The organism is Halostagnicola sp. A-GB9-2, assembly GCF_030068615.1.
Lineage (GTDB): Archaea > Halobacteriota > Halobacteria > Halobacteriales > Natrialbaceae > Halostagnicola.
Genome location: NZ_JASJOC010000018.1, coordinates 23,490 through 39,282, shown reverse-complemented (window position 1 = coordinate 39,282; position 15,793 = coordinate 23,490). Strand labels below are relative to the sequence as shown.

General features: G+C 59.6%; 14 protein-coding genes. 5 read left to right on the top strand and 9 right to left on the bottom strand.

The genetic code is table 11. The features are described from left to right. Positions 1-41: 41 nt before the first annotated feature. Positions 42-1,580, bottom strand: coding sequence for a stage II sporulation protein M (locus QNM96_RS21795; protein ID WP_283838914.1), 1,539 nt, complete (start codon positions 1,578-1,580; stop codon positions 42-44). A 118-nt stretch (positions 1,581-1,698) separates the two neighbouring features. On the opposite strand from QNM96_RS21795, the gene QNM96_RS21790 reads away from it, so the two are divergent. Beyond that, positions 1,699-1,950, top strand: a complete 252-nt coding sequence (locus QNM96_RS21790) for a hypothetical protein (RefSeq protein ID WP_283838913.1) — start codon at positions 1,699-1,701, stop codon at positions 1,948-1,950. Positions 1,951-2,135: 185 nt separating this feature from the next. Here the strand turns inward: QNM96_RS21790 and QNM96_RS21785 are convergent, their stop codons facing one another. The 3 genes from QNM96_RS21785 to QNM96_RS21775 all read right to left on the bottom strand — a co-directional run bounded on the left by QNM96_RS21785 (position 2,136) and on the right by QNM96_RS21775 (position 5,709). After that, on the bottom strand, positions 2,136-4,964 hold the full coding sequence (locus QNM96_RS21785) for a DEAD/DEAH box helicase (RefSeq protein WP_283838912.1): 2,829 nt from the start codon (positions 4,962-4,964) through the stop codon (positions 2,136-2,138). A 94-nt stretch (positions 4,965-5,058) separates the two neighbouring features. Continuing rightward, entirely contained in the window at positions 5,059-5,271 is a 213-nt protein-coding gene (locus QNM96_RS21780) for a helix-turn-helix transcriptional regulator (protein ID WP_283838911.1), read from the bottom strand. 6 nt (positions 5,272-5,277) lie between these two features. Continuing rightward, the gene (locus QNM96_RS21775; protein ID WP_283838910.1) at positions 5,278-5,709 is read right to left on the bottom strand and encodes a DUF2178 domain-containing protein; all 432 of its coding nucleotides are present in this window, start codon (positions 5,707-5,709) and stop codon (positions 5,278-5,280) included. Between the two features lie 799 nt (positions 5,710-6,508). Here QNM96_RS21775 and QNM96_RS21770 point away from each other — a divergent pair. Further along, positions 6,509-8,206, top strand: a complete 1,698-nt coding sequence (locus QNM96_RS21770; RefSeq protein ID WP_345782563.1) for an IucA/IucC family protein — start codon at positions 6,509-6,511, stop codon at positions 8,204-8,206. 30 nt (positions 8,207-8,236) lie between these two features. Here QNM96_RS21770 and QNM96_RS21765 read toward each other — a convergent pair whose 3' ends face one another. The 4 genes from QNM96_RS21765 to QNM96_RS21750 all read right to left on the bottom strand — a co-directional run bounded on the left by QNM96_RS21765 (position 8,237) and on the right by QNM96_RS21750 (position 12,632). Beyond that, the gene (locus tag QNM96_RS21765; protein ID WP_283838908.1) at positions 8,237-8,581 is read right to left on the bottom strand and encodes a helix-turn-helix domain-containing protein; all 345 of its coding nucleotides are present in this window, start codon (positions 8,579-8,581) and stop codon (positions 8,237-8,239) included. 110 nt (positions 8,582-8,691) lie between these two features. Next, entirely contained in the window at positions 8,692-9,558 is an 867-nt protein-coding gene (locus QNM96_RS21760; protein WP_283838907.1) for a metallophosphoesterase, read from the bottom strand. A 27-nt stretch (positions 9,559-9,585) separates the two neighbouring features. Then, on the bottom strand, positions 9,586-11,364 hold the full coding sequence (locus tag QNM96_RS21755) for a hypothetical protein (RefSeq protein WP_283838906.1): 1,779 nt from the start codon (positions 11,362-11,364) through the stop codon (positions 9,586-9,588). After that, entirely contained in the window at positions 11,361-12,632 is a 1,272-nt protein-coding gene (locus QNM96_RS21750) for a Single-stranded DNA binding protein (RefSeq protein ID WP_283838905.1), read from the bottom strand. The genes QNM96_RS21755 and QNM96_RS21750 overlap by 4 nt, the downstream gene beginning before the upstream one ends. 195 nt (positions 12,633-12,827) lie before the next feature. Here QNM96_RS21750 and QNM96_RS21745 point away from each other — a divergent pair, with 195 nt between their 5' ends. From QNM96_RS21745 to QNM96_RS21735, 3 genes are all read left to right on the top strand, one after another. Further along, on the top strand, positions 12,828-13,187 hold the full coding sequence (locus QNM96_RS21745) for a hypothetical protein (RefSeq protein ID WP_283838904.1): 360 nt from the start codon (positions 12,828-12,830) through the stop codon (positions 13,185-13,187). A gap of 143 nt (positions 13,188-13,330) precedes the next feature. Then, the gene (locus QNM96_RS21740; protein WP_283838903.1) at positions 13,331-13,681 is read left to right on the top strand and encodes a hypothetical protein; all 351 of its coding nucleotides are present in this window, start codon (positions 13,331-13,333) and stop codon (positions 13,679-13,681) included. A 76-nt stretch (positions 13,682-13,757) separates the two neighbouring features. Next, positions 13,758-14,636: an SMP-30/gluconolactonase/LRE family protein gene (locus QNM96_RS21735; protein ID WP_283838902.1), complete on the top strand. Its 879-nt coding sequence runs from the start codon at positions 13,758-13,760 to the stop codon at positions 14,634-14,636. Between the two features lie 76 nt (positions 14,637-14,712). On the opposite strand, the gene QNM96_RS21730 is transcribed toward QNM96_RS21735, so the two are convergent. Beyond that, a complete protein-coding gene (locus QNM96_RS21730) occupies positions 14,713-15,777 on the bottom strand; it encodes a TrmB family transcriptional regulator (RefSeq protein WP_283838901.1) in 1,065 nt (354 codons plus the stop codon). Positions 15,778-15,793: the final 16 nt, after the last annotated feature.

The following is a 15,793-nucleotide window of genomic DNA, read 5'->3' as shown; positions in this document are numbered from 1 at the left end:
CCGGCCTCGAACGGCGAGTCGAAAACCGATTGTGAGTACCGCTAGAAGAACGGCCGATAGTAGAACGGGCTGATGAATCCTTCGACGAAGCCGGCGATCGCGAGAAGAACCCCGATACCGATGAGAACCCAGAACGCTCGCTCGAGTTCGTCGGCGAAGGCCTCTCGAGTTATCGAGCCGGTCGACGCTTTCCAGAACACCACACCGAGATGAACGCCCAGCGCTCCGGCGAAGATGATCGCCGGAATCTCGAAGATTCCGTGTGGGATCACGAACGCGAGCAACTCGAGGGGTTCGACCTCGAGGCGGGCCGTTGCGCCGAGGAAGACGCCGTTGAACGCGATTCCGAAGATGGCCGGAATTGCGAACGCGAGCCCGGAGAAGGCGGTCGTCAGCGCGACCATCCAGTTGTTCCCGAAGAACTCGAGGGCCGCCGTTGGCGGCATGATCCCTTCGATTCGTTCGGAGATTGCCGCATCGAGTATTCCTTCGAACGGGGCGGCGGCCATCCAGCCAGCGACGAAGGTTCCGACGCCGAGTATCAGAATAAACGCGTGCGTTCCGGGTGTCGCGCGAACGAACCCACTCAGGCTGGCGAGACCGCGACGAATCCCACCCGTGAACTGCGATCGGAATGACGATTCGATTGGAGCAGGAGATGCGATTTGACCGCGATAACCGCCGTATAGCGCCGTCTTCAATAAGTCGAGTGCCGGAGTGACGAGCAAGAGCGTAACGAGCGTGACGACGCTTCCGGAACCGACGACCGATAGAACCGAAATCACCGAGACGAAGCCGATCGATGCGATGAGTGCGATGATAAAGTAGAAGATCGCCTCGACGGGTGCCGATCGAATGAACCCGGCGGCGTTCGAGAGCGACCCGAAGGCGGTGGTATCGTCGACGACGACGGCGACCGGAGCGAACGTGAACACGGCTCGAATCGCAATAATAGCGCCGAACCACACGAGCGCACCGATGAGCGCGACGGGAATCGCTAGGAGTGCGGAATCCAGAACAACGATCGACATCATCGCAACGAGACCGGCTCCCCCCGCGAGAAAGAGAGTCACCAGTATCCACAGGACGACTTCGAGAACGTACAGTCCCAGCATCGAGAGCCAGAACCGACGAGTGCCCGCGATTCCTGCGACCATGCCCCGTTCCGTACGGAGTCGGGCATAACACGTCGCAAGTTGGCCTGCGGACGCGACTGCGTAGAGACCAATCGAGAACACGATCATGAGAAGAACCGTCACAAGGAGTGTCAAACCCGACACTACTCCGACGAGTGGGGTGAATCCCGACTCGATCGCTATCCACACCTCGTTCATCCACTCCGCGAACGCCTCTGGATTCTGTTCCGGATTCGGTGCGGTTCCCTCGATGTTCTCGATTTCGGTTCGAATAGCCGCGATCGTTCCTGTCGCCCAGAGAAGAATCCAGACAGCCAGGATTCCGAGGAAGGGGAACACGCGAGCGATTGCCGGAATCGCGCCGCCGAGGATGTAAAACGGCAGCAGATCCCCCGGCTTGCGTAGTGATCTGCCGACCGCCGATACTGCTGTTGAAAGTTTCATCGCCGTGACTACAGTGTTGTAAGGACGATCATATATTTTTGTCCATCAACGTGGGGTCGTCCGATTCCGTTGGTGCGACCGGAGTCTAATTATTGTATAACTGACTGTTTAGGAACCGATGTCCGCTGATCGACGATCGTTTTTAGCGGCCGTCGTCGTCGGAAGTGCCGTTCTGGCCGGTTGCTCGAGTATAGTCGGGTGCCCATCGCTCGACGAGTCACCGGAAGCTGGCGTCGACGAGCTTCCGGATCCGAATGGCCACATCTACGGGGCAGGCGGCATCTGGTCGAGCTTCGATTGCAATAGCGCGAACACCCGTGAAGTTAGTGACGGTGGGGCACCCGTTGACGGCGTCTCCGAATGGTGGTGAGTCGATCTCTCGGTTCGTTCGTTCTTCCTCTCGCCCGAATCTGAACTCGAGCCCTGTCTCTCGCACGGTGTTCTATGCCACGAATTGGGCAGATCGCCCTTCCACTCGGTACGTGCTTGCCCTGTACTCGCCCGACGGAAATTACGTTCTCGGATCCGCAATTTCGAGGGAGCTGTGTCCGAGGATCAGTCCCAAAATGCCTGTGTACGAGCATACTGTCGTTCTTTCGAAAGGATGTCCCGATAGAACTCGTCCTCGTTCTCTCGAAGCTTGTTAATGATCTGGGCCGCGTTGTGCGGGCCGACGCCTCGAGCCGCCATTGCGATCACGGCCTGGTTACCGTGACTCTGGACGAGGCTTGCGCTCCGGTAGGCCCGCTCAGTCATCGACTCTTGGTCCTCGTCTTTCTCTTGCGCTCTAACCGCGTCGACGACCTCTTCCGCCCACGGGTTCAGCGCCGCGATGCGAGTCGATCCGCACTCGGGACACTCGGGTTGGTCTCTAACCCGTCCGACCTTGGTTTTGACCTTCCAGTCCGTACAGTGGGTACACAACAGGATGATGCGGTCGTTCTGAATGCGCTCTCGGACCGTCTTGATGACGCTCGCGTCGGCGTTTTCGGGCGCTAGTAGTTCCTTGCCCGACGAGCGACCGCCGAGCCCGATCGGCGTTCGACCGCGAGCCGTCACGACCTCGAGCGATCCCGACTGTATTTCCTCGAGTACCCGGCTCGCCCGATCCACGTCGAGGTCCTCGTGAAACACCTCGCGAATCGCCTCGTCGTACATCGGCGTTTCCTCGAGCGCGGACAGCAGGCGGTCGTTCGACATCCGACCCGATCCCTGCCACCGTTTGAGCGCGCCGAACTTCGCCGAGACCTGCGCGAGTCGGAACGCGAGCGCGTCCGAACGCTTGAGTCCCAACTCGAGTATCGACTCGACGTGGCTCGGATCGGTTTCCTCGAGAACGTCCAGCACGTCGCTCGTCGCCACCGATCCCGGAAGCTCGAGTTCGATCCGATAGGGATCGGTCTCGAGACCCACGCTCGAGCCGCTCTGCTGGCCGAGCAACGATGAAAGCATCCGTCCGAGCGTCTCGTTCGTCGTGTGCCCGAAGGGCGCGTTCAGGACGACCGTTCGACCCTGTCGCTCGAGCAGGATCCGATCCTGCGTCGGCATGGTTGTCCCAGTCTCGATGTGGTCCTCGAGCTGAGAAACCGCCTCCGTGAGCGTATAGTGGTCTGCAGGATACCGACCCTCGAGTTCGCGAGCCACGGCTCCGGCGTCGGCACCGGACTCGAGTTGCGGTGCCGTGACGCCTCGAAGCTCGCCGACCTCCTGTGCAACATCGTAGGGAACGGGGATCTCCTGTCCGATCCAGGACGGTATCTCGCCCGCCGGATCCTCGATGGGACTTACCTTCACTTCGTCTTCGTCGTCGTCGATTTCGGCGATCCGCCACATCTCGCCGCGCTGGACGAAGATCTCTCCCGGCGCGGCGAAGTTAACGACGAACCGCTCGTCGAGCGTCCCGATCTGCTTTCCAGAGGCGATATCGTGGACCTCATACGTTGCCTCGTCGGGGATCATCGAGAGGTTGGCGTAGACGTACTGCCAGGTCCCGCCGGTCGTCTCGACTCGATCCTCGCTCTCGTCGAACCAGACGATTCGATTGCGGTGGAGCTCCGAGAGAACTTCTCGGAACGTCTCCTCAGTGAGATCTCGGAACGGGTACGCCGCGGAGACAGTCGAATACACGTCGTCAACGAACGTCGAGCCGCGGCTCTGGACGAAGCCGGGAATCTGGTTTGCAACGACGTCGAGGCTTCCCTCGTGGATCGCCGCCGGTTCGACCTCGCCGTCTCGAGCACGCCGTGCGATGGCGAGCGCTTCGAACGTATCGTCGGGCCTGGTCGTGACGACGGTTCCGCTCGAGACTTCATCCCGCCGATGGCCCGCCCGTCCCACCCGCTGGAGGAGCCGAGCCACCTGTCGCGGGCTCTGGTATTGGACGACGTGATCGACACGTCCCACGTCGATGCCGAGCTCCATCGAAGAGGTACACAGTAGCGCGTCGAGTTCGCCGCGCTTGAAGCGGTCCTCGACGTCGATTCTGGCCTCCTTGGAAAGCGAGCCGTGGTGGACGCCGATGGGAAGGTCGAGTTCGGTGAATCTCGAGCCGAGCGCTTCGGCCGTCTGGCGGGTATTAACGAAGATGAGCGTGGACTCGTGGGCGTCGACGATGTCTCTCACGAGCCGAACGTGACTCGCCGTCTCGGCGCTGGTCATCAGTTTCCCGGACAGTCGTTCGTCTTCGTCCGTCACCTCGGGTTCTCGGACGGTGACGTCGACGTTGCTCCCGACGTCGATTTCCCGTATCGTACAGGGACGTCCCCCGGTCAGGAACTGGCCGACATCTTCCGGGTCACCGACCGTCGCGGAGAGTCCGATCCGCTGAAATTCGCCCGAAAGATCCCTGAGCCGTTCCATGCCTATCGCGAGCTGTGCACCTCGTTTGGAGGCGGCGAGTTCGTGAACCTCGTCGATCACGACGTGAGAGACGTCCGTAAGCGCATCGCGAAGCCGCTCACCCGTCAGCATCGCCTGAAGGGTCTCGGGAGTCGTCACGAGGATGTCCGGCGGGTCTTCCGCCTGCTTTCCCCGCTGATACTGGGTCGTATCGCCGTGACGAACGTCGACCTCGAGGCCGAGGTACTCGCCCCACCACTCGAGGCGGTCGCGCATATCTCGGTTCAGCGCACGAAGCGGAGTGACGTACAGCGCGCCGAATCCGTCTGGTGGACCGCCCGAAACGAGGTCGTCGAAGACGGGGAGCATCGCAGTCTCGGTCTTGCCACTCCCAGTCGGAGCGATGACGAGCGTATCGTCACCGTCTGAAAGCGGTGGAATCGCGAGTCGCTGCGGTGCCGTCGGCGTCGAAAAACCGCGTTCGGAGAGCGCGTCACGAACCGTCTCGCCGAGATTGGTAAACGCCGCGACGTCCCCGTTGATCATCGAACACAGGTAGGGGAGAACGGCGGATAAGCGCCACGCTTTGGGAACCGACCGCTCCGCTCAGTCGCCAACAGACGGACTCAAAAACAGGTCGTTACGACGGATCGTTGCCGTTTTGACTCGGATCGAATATCGCTTCGATCTCGCAATCGAAGTGCGAAGCGAGTTTGAACGCCAACTCCAACGACGGGTCGTATCGATCGCGTTCGATAGCGTTGATCGTCTGTCGAGTGACGTCTACTGCTTCGGCGAGTTCCCCCTGACTGAGGTTTTGCGCTTTTCGTCGCTCGGGTAGGTCATTATCCATCGGTGATCAAAGGCGACGAGAAACGATCGTGTAACAGGCACCCCAGACCAGGTACATCGCGGAGGCTGCGTAGATCGCTCCCCACATCGTCGACGTGATTGTCAGGTGTCCCGCCGCGCCTAACACGTACACCGCGGGAACGACGCCGAGACCGACGACGAACGCGACGGACATCGCCAGCCCGCTCGCCTGGCGAAAGATCTCCTCGTCGCGTTCGTCATCGAACCGCACATCGCTCCACTTGGGAAGCAGGTAAGCCAGACCCACGCCGAGCCAAACACCGACGAGATAGATCACGGTCCCCGCGTACTCTTGGTTAAACACGAGCCCTGCAAGTAGCCCAATGATCGCTACGGCAAAGATCGCATATACGGTCCGTTCGTACACTTTTCGGGTTCGTTCGGGCGTGCCAACGGTCGGAAGTGTGGTGTCGGACATGCTTTACAGTAAAGCGTACTTTACACCTGTTATTAAATCTATCGTTGGTGATGCCGATCATCGCCCACAGTCACAGAAGCGCCTCTCGAGATGCGCTATTGGTAGTGCGGACAGAGCGTCTCTCAAAACGAACGAAGAATCAAATCAACTGCCGTGCGAACAGCGTTTCGGCCGCGTGCTGATTTGGCCCGAATCGTCGTCGAAATGCATCGCCCGAAAAAGGAGAGGCCACCCGTCAATTCACCCTCCTCGAGATGCCGACCGCCTGTGACCGCGTTCTACTCGAGTCCCCACTCCTCGTCGTTCACTCTCACAGCTGTGAGTTCGTCGCGGTCTGGGGATTTCTGTAGCTGAGTACAGCAACTACGCTTGCGTACAATTTCTTTACCGAGATCGACTTCCCTCTATAAACTGCTTCAGCACCTATGGATATCCAATGTCACACCATAGAAACGCCAGTGCTTGGACACTCCAGACGAATGCTGAACGAGACGTCTTCGGTGCAGCAATCGTGTATCTGAAACAACGGACACCCAATTCACAACCGAAGGAGTTCCTCGATCGACTTCCCGCTGCCCGCCGAAATATTTGCTCTCGGCTCGTACGAGGCCTCCTTCGTGGACAGCCGGATGGGTTACCATCACATACCATTCTCCCGGTCAAACGGGCAGAACTTCCGGATGACGCACATCAAGCATTGCGAAGGATAGGGGCTGACGAACTCTTCCGACAAATCCAACCGCTTCCCAACCGCTGCCAGTCCGTTGCGTTCCTCCCGTTCCCGACTGCTGAAACGATCGTGGCGGCACCGATCGAAGCGATTCACGGCTACGATCGATTTCGACTCGCAGAAGCAGTTACCCTCCTTTCCTCTACAGAAGCAATACAGAACCCACATCCGGTTACTATTATTTCACTACTCGAACAGGAAGGAGTGACGTCGCAAGAGCAAGCCGAACGAATTACCGAGGAGATCGCTGAAAGCACCGCAAATCTCGCGTTCGCTCGCCTCGCAGGTCCCACGAATCCTGGCACCACGTTCGAGGCATCCGTGGATCACTCAACCGTTCTCGACATACTCGAAACGCTTCCTGGTGCCGATCCAGCGAGTGCGCTTGAGCGGCTCGCAACTGAGGGGCATCCGTTCCATCCGAGTGCAAAAATCAGGCGGGGGATGACTCCAGCAGAGTCGCTGCTATACGCCCCTGAGTTCACCGATGAGATCGACGTTCGATTTGTCGCCGTCGATACGGAGCACGCACTCCAGGCTCACACTGGACCGACGCTTACTGAATTACTGTACGACTGCTTCCCCAGACTGGAAGCGGCAGTTGAGCGAGGGGTTCCGACGAACCGATCTAGTGAGGACTACGTGGTAGTCCCAGTCCACCCCTGGCAGTATTATCACGTCATTTCCGATCGGTATGCTGCACAGATTGACGTTGATCGAGTGGTTCCAGTTCCGGAATACACGGTGTCGGCAACGCCATTGCTCAATCTCCGAACCGTGGTTCCGAAGACGGACAACCCACAAACCCACCCACAGCCACACCTCAAACTCGCTGTTGACGTACAGCTGACCAACGTTGTCAGAACGGTGTCGCCACAGGCCGTCTCCAATGGCCCACAGGTAACGGAATTGTTGCACACGATTCTGGAGTGTGACTCGTTCGATCACCTCGGTATCCTTTCTGAGGCTGCGGCAACGTGTTATCACGCACCTGGTGGCCCCCACCCAGACGGCGATGAGTACCATAATGCCCGCAATCTCTCGGGACTCGCTCGCCAGAATCCGTACGCTCATTCACTGGTACCAGAGGAAGGCGTACCGATCGCTGTCGGGAGTTTGCTGACGCCATCTCCCGTCACCAATCACCCGATCGTCTGTGACGTTCTGGATCAGTTTGCGGCCACTCGTAACAAACCGGTCACTACGGCGATCGCGAAGGCGTTTTTCGAAGCCTACGTCGATACGGTCGTTCCTGAACAGCTGCGTCTCCTGAGTAAATACGGTATCGCGCTTGAAACCCATCCACAAAACTCGTACGTGGTCTTCAGTAATGGAGAGCCGGTCGCTACAGTAGTGCGAGATCTCGGAGGCATTCGCGTATTAAACGATCGACTTGCCCGCCACGGTTTCACCTTTGATGCCTATCCTGACTCTGATGTCGATGCCGACGGGGAACGGGATCTCTACAACAAGCTGTACTATGCACTCTTCCAGAATCATTTCACGGAGCTGATCATCTCGCTTGTTGAACACACACCGCTGGACGAAACCGCCTGTTGGGACTCCGTTCGAACGCGGTGTTTAGAGACCTTCGAGATGCTTCGCACAGAATCGAATATTCCCGAAAAGTGGGTCAATCGAGACGAAAATGCGTTATTCGAAGATCCCGCGACACACAAAGCTCTGACTGCAATGCGTCTGCAAGGGAAGCGACACGAGTACGTCACCAGTCACGTCTCGAACCCACTCGTTAATCCAGTGGAATAACAGTGGTAGGCTCTGGTGGGTGTACAATGGTCACTCCTGTGTTTTTGCCCAGTCCAGAAGCGGTTCGAGATGTCGACGGAGTTCGCGGCCATCCTCGGTGAGTTCGTACTCGACCCGAGGAGGTATCTCTTCGTACTGTGTGCGTGTTATGAGGCCTTTGTCTACGAGTTGATCAAGTCGATCGGACAGTGTTTTACTGCTCGCATCCCTCAGGTGTTCTTCGAGTGTTTTGAATCGCATCGGTTCGTGTTTCTCGATGATGCTGATCGTTTCCAGCGCGTATTTCTTGCTCAAGACAGACATCGCATCAGCAAGGGGTTGGTAGTATTCGACCTCGGGTTCCGAATCGCCGCAGCTGCACGATTCTGTTGCCATGTATTCGCTTAGACCGTGAGATGTCTTACTCTTTTGTCCAACAGACAACGGGTATCTGAGCGAGTTCACAATCTACTCAGGCTGGCTGAAAATAGTTACGAACGACCCTATCAGACCTCGCGAAACGGGCCCAGGCGCGTTCCGTCGAGCAGATACGCCTCTCCGTCGGTGATCCCGTCGGGTAAAAACGGTGCGAGAAACGATTGACCGGGGACGTTCACCCACGTCCCGCCGACGAGGTCGTTGAACGCGGGAAGGCCGACCATCCGTGGCGGATTCCCGCCGTTCAGCCACGATAGCCCGTCGTACTCGTCTCGCTCCGCGAACGGCCCCGGGTCGAGTCGTCCGCGGAGCCAGATCGGCTCCACGCGACTTCCGCCGACCTCGTCCTCGAGCCGTATACAGGGGTGTTCGTGGCCGAAACAGACCACGTCGGCCTCGAGCACCTCGGGTGCCGGCCACGTGTGCCCGTGACAGACGCCGAGCGGACCAAGTCGAACCCCGTTGCCCGAGACGATCTCGAGTGCCCGTTCGACCCGCTCGTTCGGGTCGATATCGGTCCCGGTAGATTCGTGCTGATCGTCCCCATCGGGGCCGAGCCACGTTTCGATCGCCCCGTCGTGGTTTCCTTTCACGAGCGTCGTCGAAACGGATTCGGGGAACGACTCCAACAGCACCTCGAGTTCGCCGCGCTCGGCTCCACCGGGATCGCCGATGGCGTGCATCAGATCGCCACAGACCACGAGGCGGTCGACCGCGGTTTGCTCGAGTAACCCGAGCAATCGATCCCGGCGGTCGGATGCCTGACTCGGAACGTCGACACCCCGTTCGTAGCGCAGGCCGGCTTCGTATCCCGCGTGGTAATCAGAGATTACCAGCGCTCGTTCTCCCTCGAGCGTTGCGATCGCCGCGGGGTGGCCTGGGATCGGGTCGAGGACTGCGCCGCTGTCGTCATCGGATCGAGAAGGTGAGGCCATTCGGTCTGTTCGTGTTCTCCGGTGGGCTTAGATCGCCTTCAGCGTCTCGTCGTCGGGTTCGTAACACTGTCCGCCCATCAACGCGTCCTGAATAGCGTCTTCGACCTCGTCGGCGGCCGCACCCGTTTCGTCGGCGACTTCCGAGACGACTGTCGATCGGTCCGCACCGTCGCCGTCGTCGAGTTGATTCATCGTCTTGATAACCTGCGCCTGGACGTCGACATCCTCGTCCGGTTCGTCCTCGGATTCGGAGGCTTGCTCGGTATCCGTCTCCTTAGTGGACGACTGAGCGGCTTCCTCCGCCGCGGATTCTGCAGGCTCTTCTTCGTCGGGAACGTCGATATCCGCCGATCCCGGGTCGTCGACTTCGGCTCCGGTCGAGAACTCCGCACCGTACTCGGCCTCGAGCTCTTCGCGTTCTTCATCGTCCATCTCGTACATCCCGTCGTCGAACCCCTCGCTATCGAAGTTGCCGAGGTCCTCGTCCTCGGAGCCGGTGTCCGACTCGATCGCTTCGGATGTCTCGGTTCCCGAATTGACAGCAGCCGGTTCTTCAGACGCCATTTCGTCATCGTCCTTGAGGTCCGACTCGTCGTCCGATTCGAGAGTTGGTTCATCGTCTGTCTCGAGGGAGGGGTTGTCGCCCGCCTCGAAGCTCGTTTCTGACTGCTCAGTGGCGACGACATCGTCCGGATCGGTGCCGGCGACGGCGGCATCCTGATCTCCGTTTGGCTCGGTCGCAGCCGACCCGGTTGCATCCGAATCCGCCTCTGCGGCCGGTTGTGTATCGGCATCAGTTTCGACGTCGCTATCCGAGTCGTCGTCCGCACGAACCGTATCGGTTTCCTCGACTGATTCGTCGTCAGCGGACGAGGATAGCTCCGCGGACACGTCGGTTTCCTCCGGCTCGGAACCGTCCGCGGACCCCAGTAGTTCGTCGGACCCGACATCGCCGGACGAAGTGGACGCGGCGGTCGACGCTACTGCCGTCTCACCCTCGAGTGGTTCCTCGAGTTCCTCAGTAGCCGTATCCGGTACCGCCGCCTGCATTGCTGAGACATCGAGTTCAACGGCGCAATCGGTCGCGATTTCCTCGAACGACCGGCTTTCCGGGTTCGTCTCGTTCGAACGAACGCCGAACTCCTCGACCGCGTCTCGGTCACCGGCGATGACTTCCACCGTTTCCAGGGCGCGTTCGCGCAAGCTCTCGAGATAGGTCGGCGTCGTTCCGTAGTGGTCTTGTGCGAGCGAGATTCCCTGTGCGAGGGGCTCGTCGACGCCCGCCTCGACGAGGGCATCGCGGAGGGTACTGTCATAGGCATCGACTTCGGCAGCTCTCGCGTACGTGCCGATCCGGTCGATCGTCTGTTCGGCCGCACTGACGACCCAGCGGTCGCGCGTCTCCGCGTCGACGGCCGCGATGCTCTCGGGTCGGATCGAGGTGTAGACCTGATCCGAGTCGTCGGGCTGGAAGGTCCGTGCTTTCCCCGTTATCGCGACGAACTCGGGGGGCTCGAGCTGTTCCAAGGCGGCGAGTTCGTCGGGCTGATACTGGCCGGCGTAGACGACGAACGCACCCGTCGGGTCGACGACGCGGGCTCGGAGCATCTCGTCGTTAACCGACGTGATTTCCGTGAGTGTGCCGACGACGAACAAGCGGTTGAGCCGCGCGCCGGTCGGCGAAATCACGTAGTTCGGGGCGCGCTCCTCGTCGCTCTCGGCGTGTGAAAGCGTCGAGTCGTCGAATTCGGCGGCGAACAGACGGTAGGCGATTTCCCGGTTCGGCGTCGGCGATTCGGCGCTCATGCTCGCACCTCCTCGAGGAAACTACTTGCACGCACCGTCGGATCCGCAGCGCTCTCCTCGAACGTTTCCGCGTCGAGGTTGGCACCGTACTCGTCGACCGAGAGGTGACCCCGAACGGAATACTCACGGCCGACGATTTTCTCGCGTATCGTATCGGCCACGACTTCCTGGTCCATGGCTTCGCGAGCCTGCTCGAGGGCATCCTCGAGATCGCCGCCGTAGACCTGTTCGGTCAGCTCGTCGTCGAGGACGACAGTGACCGTTCCCGTTCCGTCGTCGAGAATCGCCTTCACGCGCAGATCGTCCTCGCCGTCGACGGAGCCGTGCGTTCGACACTGGCCCTTCTGGACGACACGATTGCACTCTGGACAGCGCTGAATCAATCCGGAGCCGTCGCGAACGGCGATAACGTTGCCGACGAGTTCGACGTCGTAGACGCCGCCCGTCGCGACCGCCTCGCCGATTCCCATCGTCGTCGCGTCGCTCCCGACTTCGATTTCCGTCTCGAGACTCGAGACGACCGAAAATTCGGAGACGTTCACCTCCGGAACGCCGCGGAACTCCCGAACGTAGGCGTTCTCGATTCGAACGGAGGCTCCCGGTTCGATTTCGGGGTCGGGGGCCCAGCAGGTAAACGGAAGTCGACCGGATTCGTCGCCGAGTACTCCGCTCTGGATCTCCGTCTCCCCGTCACGGCCGTCGATCGTTCGACGTTCGGATTCGACGATCTGGACGTCCACGGAAACGGCTCGATCGCCCGTCTGCAGGTCGGCTATCTGGGCGTCGCCGCCGATTTCGTAGGGGACCTCGAGCGATTCCTCGAGGAACGAAAGCGACGTGCTCTCGCCGAGGTTGAGTTCGGGTTCGCCGTCCCACTCTCGCACGCCGGCGTTCCCGGCGGTGACCGTATCGCCTGCGGAGAGTCCGAAATCCTCCCAGGCGGTGTAGTCGATGGCGCCCGTCTCGTCGGCGAGGCGACCTTCGACGATGACGTGATCGTCGCCCTGGTAGCGGATCGATCGTTCGCCCGCGGTCAGGACGACGGCGGTGATCGTGACGTTGCCGTCGTCGGTCGTGATTTCCTCGATATCCTTCGACGATGGCGCGGACCCGCCGCCCGTATCGTCGCCATATTTCCGGCGAAGGCTCTGTTTGGCTTCGTCGATCGGCACGCTGTACTCCACGAGATTCTGTAAGTCCGCTTTGACCTCCTCTTTGTCAATACCGAGATCGGAGGCAAGATCCTCGGCATGGTTGTCGAGTTCCATCATTGGGTATTTCGAGTGGGGGCCTCAAAAGCGTTCCCGCGTCAGGGTGAAAGTGAAACGCGGAGTCAAACGGCTCAAGGCCGTGATGTTAGTAAGCCCTTACCACGTTTGGTGATGGCTCTCTTTTTCAACTGGTCGGGCGGCAGGGTCAGGGTCAAGCCCTTTATTTCCTCCTTCCGTAACTCGGTTGATATCATGTCCGTAGAGACTGTCCCTTCATTGCGCTCGAATCGACCCGGAGGTTCCCGGTTACGGCTCGCCTTTTTTATCACGTGGTTCGCGGATTTGGTTGCATCGGTCCATCTCTTCCTCGTTCCGTACGCTCACGAACTCAACCCGATTACTGTCATGTTCTACGAATTCATCGGATTGCCCGGCGTCGTTCTCGCAGCCGTTACTTACGCAGTAGTCATCGTCACGGTCGGCTACGTTCTCTCGAGTCCGCTCGATGTCGGATTCGTCGCTATCATCGTCTCTGCGTACGCGTTCTTCGCGAGCAACAACATCGTTCTGTTGGTCTTCCGTGAACCGTTGCTGGATATGATTATCATCTGAAAACGGGCGCGAGCGGATCCACATTTTACGAGATTCTAGACGAACGCGGGAGTCCACTTTTCTGAATATTGCCTTTGAATAGTCTCTATACCAGGCGATATACAACCATTAACGCTTATGTGCATAAGCGAATTAGCTTGTGTATGCGCTATCAAACCCTGCTCGAGCAACGGATCGATGACTGGGAGGACGGCCACGGCGTTGTCCAGATCGTTACTCCCGAATCGAGCGACGATACCGAACTCCGTTTTTGCTACTACAAGGACGGGGAGTTCGTCAATCGACCGCTCACCGTCGATCCGACGGCGGAGACCGCAGAGCGAACGGTCGAGGTCGTCGAGACCATGTCGAGTCTCGCACGGACGTTCACGCCGGACGAAATCGTTTCGCTCGTCGACGAACTCGGCGAAGACCGAGTCCTCGAACTGGCGGTACTGATCGAGGAACTCGGGAGAAGCCGACTCGTCGAGATCCTCGAGGCCAGATCGTCGTAGACGACGGGCGAAAGTCGTACCGACCAATCTGGCGCACAGAGGTAGATTCAAGGGAGACGACGCGAGTTACACGTTCGTGACTACGCTCGAGCGAATCGCGGATACGTATGCGGAGACCGGCGAAGGGCCGCTGTGGCACCCAGAGGAACGCTGTCTGTACTGGGTGGATATCCCCGCAGGATTACTATATCGATACGAACCCGAAACGGGAGAGAATTCCGTCGTCTACGAGACCAACGATAGCTCGCCCCTCGGCGGGTTCACGATCGAGGCGGACGGCTCCCTACTCCTGTTCGAGCACGGGCAGGTCCGCCGTTGGAATACACAATCGGGCGGTCACGAAATCGTTCTCCGGATCGATGCGGAGACGCGGTTCAACGACGTCATCGCCGACTCCGAAGGCCGGGTCTTTTGCGGAACGATGCCCGGTTCTGAGGCCCTCGGCGATCTGTATCGCATCGACCCCGACGGATCGACTCGGATCGTTATCGAGGATGTCGACATCCCAAACGGGATGGGATTCTCGAGAGACCTCGAGACGTTCTTCTTTACGGAATCGGAGGCCCGCCGGATTTACGCGTTCGCGTACGATCGGGACACCGGTGAACTTTCTGACCGACGGGCGTTCGTCGAAACGCCTGCGAACGACGGCGTTCCCGACGGAATGACCGTCGACGAATCGGGTGATGTCTGGTCGGCTCGCTGGAACGGCGACCGCGTCGTTCGGTACGACTCCGACGGAACTGCGGTGACGGAAATCGACGTTCCGGCACGGAAGGTTTCATCGGTCACGTTCGGCGGCCCGGCATACGAGGACTGCTACCTGACGACCGCACTCGACGGCGGAACGCGCCAGTCCGAAGGTGACGGGGCAGGGGCCCTGTTTCGCGTCCCTTCGACCGAGGTCGATGCTACAGGCGTTCCGGAATTTCGGTCGCGGATCGGCCTCGAGTAAGCGAACGCGCTTGTGCCTGCGGCGAACGAGCGTGTTCTGGTGCGTATGGAACTCGCCGCAGCGCGAACCCGACACCTTATAATGGCGGAAATTCGATCCCTTCGATCCGGAGGACCTCCGCCTCAACGTCTTCGACGAGCGCACCCCACCCGCCGATCGTGTAGAGCCCGTCTTCGGTGTCGAGAAACAGCGTTACCTGGCCGGCGAGTTCCGTGTAAGTAGGGCGGTGATTCGGAGCGAACTGTCCATTGCTGGTGATATGGGCGAGCGATCCCGTCACCTCGAGCAACTCTCCAGTGGTCGTATCGTGGCCGATAATCCGGACCGTTATCTCGGCACTGTCGAAGAACAGGGGCGAAACGTCGTGGACGAATCCCTCGACGCTGACGTACGTTGGGGGATGGTTGCTCGAGACGTGTATCGGTTCGTTCTGCGCCCAGAGACACGTAAGGAAGTACCAGTGGAGGATAAAGGAGAGGATTTCGTCGCCAATCGTCACGCCATAGGGCTCGTCGGCGTGAACGTTCGGCGAAAAGAAGACGTACAGCCGGTCGATTATCGCGAGAAACGGGCCCGGGATCGGACAGCGACGTATTTCGAGAACGCCATCGGGAACCGGAACATCCGCATCTCCGGCGTCGTACACGCTGATCTGGACCAGAACGTCGCGTTCTTCGATCGCTGTCTCGATCGTCGACCGAAGTTCTCGAAGTTGCGACGGCGTGACCGCCAGTTCGATAGCAATCTCCGCCCTGGAAATCGCTTCTGCGGTGCGTCGAAGAATCGTCTCCTTTCGTTTGAGGACGCTCACGCGTGACTCCATCGGATCCGGTTGTTCCCACCGATCTTCGATTTCGTCAGCGGCGTCAGCGAGAATTTCGCTTTTGTTCCGCAATCGATCGAGAACGTCCATCGGTTCCCGCGGCCGAGTGTGAAGCCGATCGCGTTCGATAGTTTCGACGAACCCCTGTTCCTCGAGCGCACGAACGACGTCGTAAATCCGCGACGAGGAGACCGAGGAGTGCTCGGCGATCCTGACGACGGGCGACGGTCCCAACTCGAGCAAGGTTAGATACGCATCGGCTTGCTGGCCGGTGAGTCCAGCTTCCTCGAGCGCCGTTTTGAGGGTATCCGTTTCCATGCACAGTACCCGTTCG

Bases quoted from the DNA above. Each gene is read 5' to 3' on its own strand.
- QNM96_RS21795 (WP_283838914.1), bottom strand. From the start codon at position 1,580: ATGAAACTTTCAACAGCAGTATCGGCGGTCGGCAGATCACTACGCAAG.
- QNM96_RS21790 (WP_283838913.1), top strand. From the start codon at position 1,699: ATGTCCGCTGATCGACGATCGTTTTTAGCGGCCGTCGTCGTCGGAAGT.
- QNM96_RS21785 (WP_283838912.1), bottom strand. From the start codon at position 4,964: ATGATCAACGGGGACGTCGCGGCGTTTACCAATCTCGGCGAGACGGTT.
- QNM96_RS21780 (WP_283838911.1), bottom strand. From the start codon at position 5,271: ATGGATAATGACCTACCCGAGCGACGAAAAGCGCAAAACCTCAGTCAG.
- QNM96_RS21775 (WP_283838910.1), bottom strand. From the start codon at position 5,709: ATGTCCGACACCACACTTCCGACCGTTGGCACGCCCGAACGAACCCGA.
- QNM96_RS21765 (WP_283838908.1), bottom strand. From the start codon at position 8,581: ATGGCAACAGAATCGTGCAGCTGCGGCGATTCGGAACCCGAGGTCGAA.
- QNM96_RS21760 (WP_283838907.1), bottom strand. From the start codon at position 9,558: ATGGCCTCACCTTCTCGATCCGATGACGACAGCGGCGCAGTCCTCGAC.
- QNM96_RS21755 (WP_283838906.1), bottom strand. From the start codon at position 11,364: ATGAGCGCCGAATCGCCGACGCCGAACCGGGAAATCGCCTACCGTCTG.
- QNM96_RS21750 (WP_283838905.1), bottom strand. From the start codon at position 12,632: ATGGAACTCGACAACCATGCCGAGGATCTTGCCTCCGATCTCGGTATT.
- QNM96_RS21745 (WP_283838904.1), top strand. From the start codon at position 12,828: ATGTCCGTAGAGACTGTCCCTTCATTGCGCTCGAATCGACCCGGAGGT.
- QNM96_RS21740 (WP_283838903.1), top strand. From the start codon at position 13,331: ATGCGCTATCAAACCCTGCTCGAGCAACGGATCGATGACTGGGAGGAC.
- QNM96_RS21730 (WP_283838901.1), bottom strand. From the start codon at position 15,777: ATGGAAACGGATACCCTCAAAACGGCGCTCGAGGAAGCTGGACTCACC.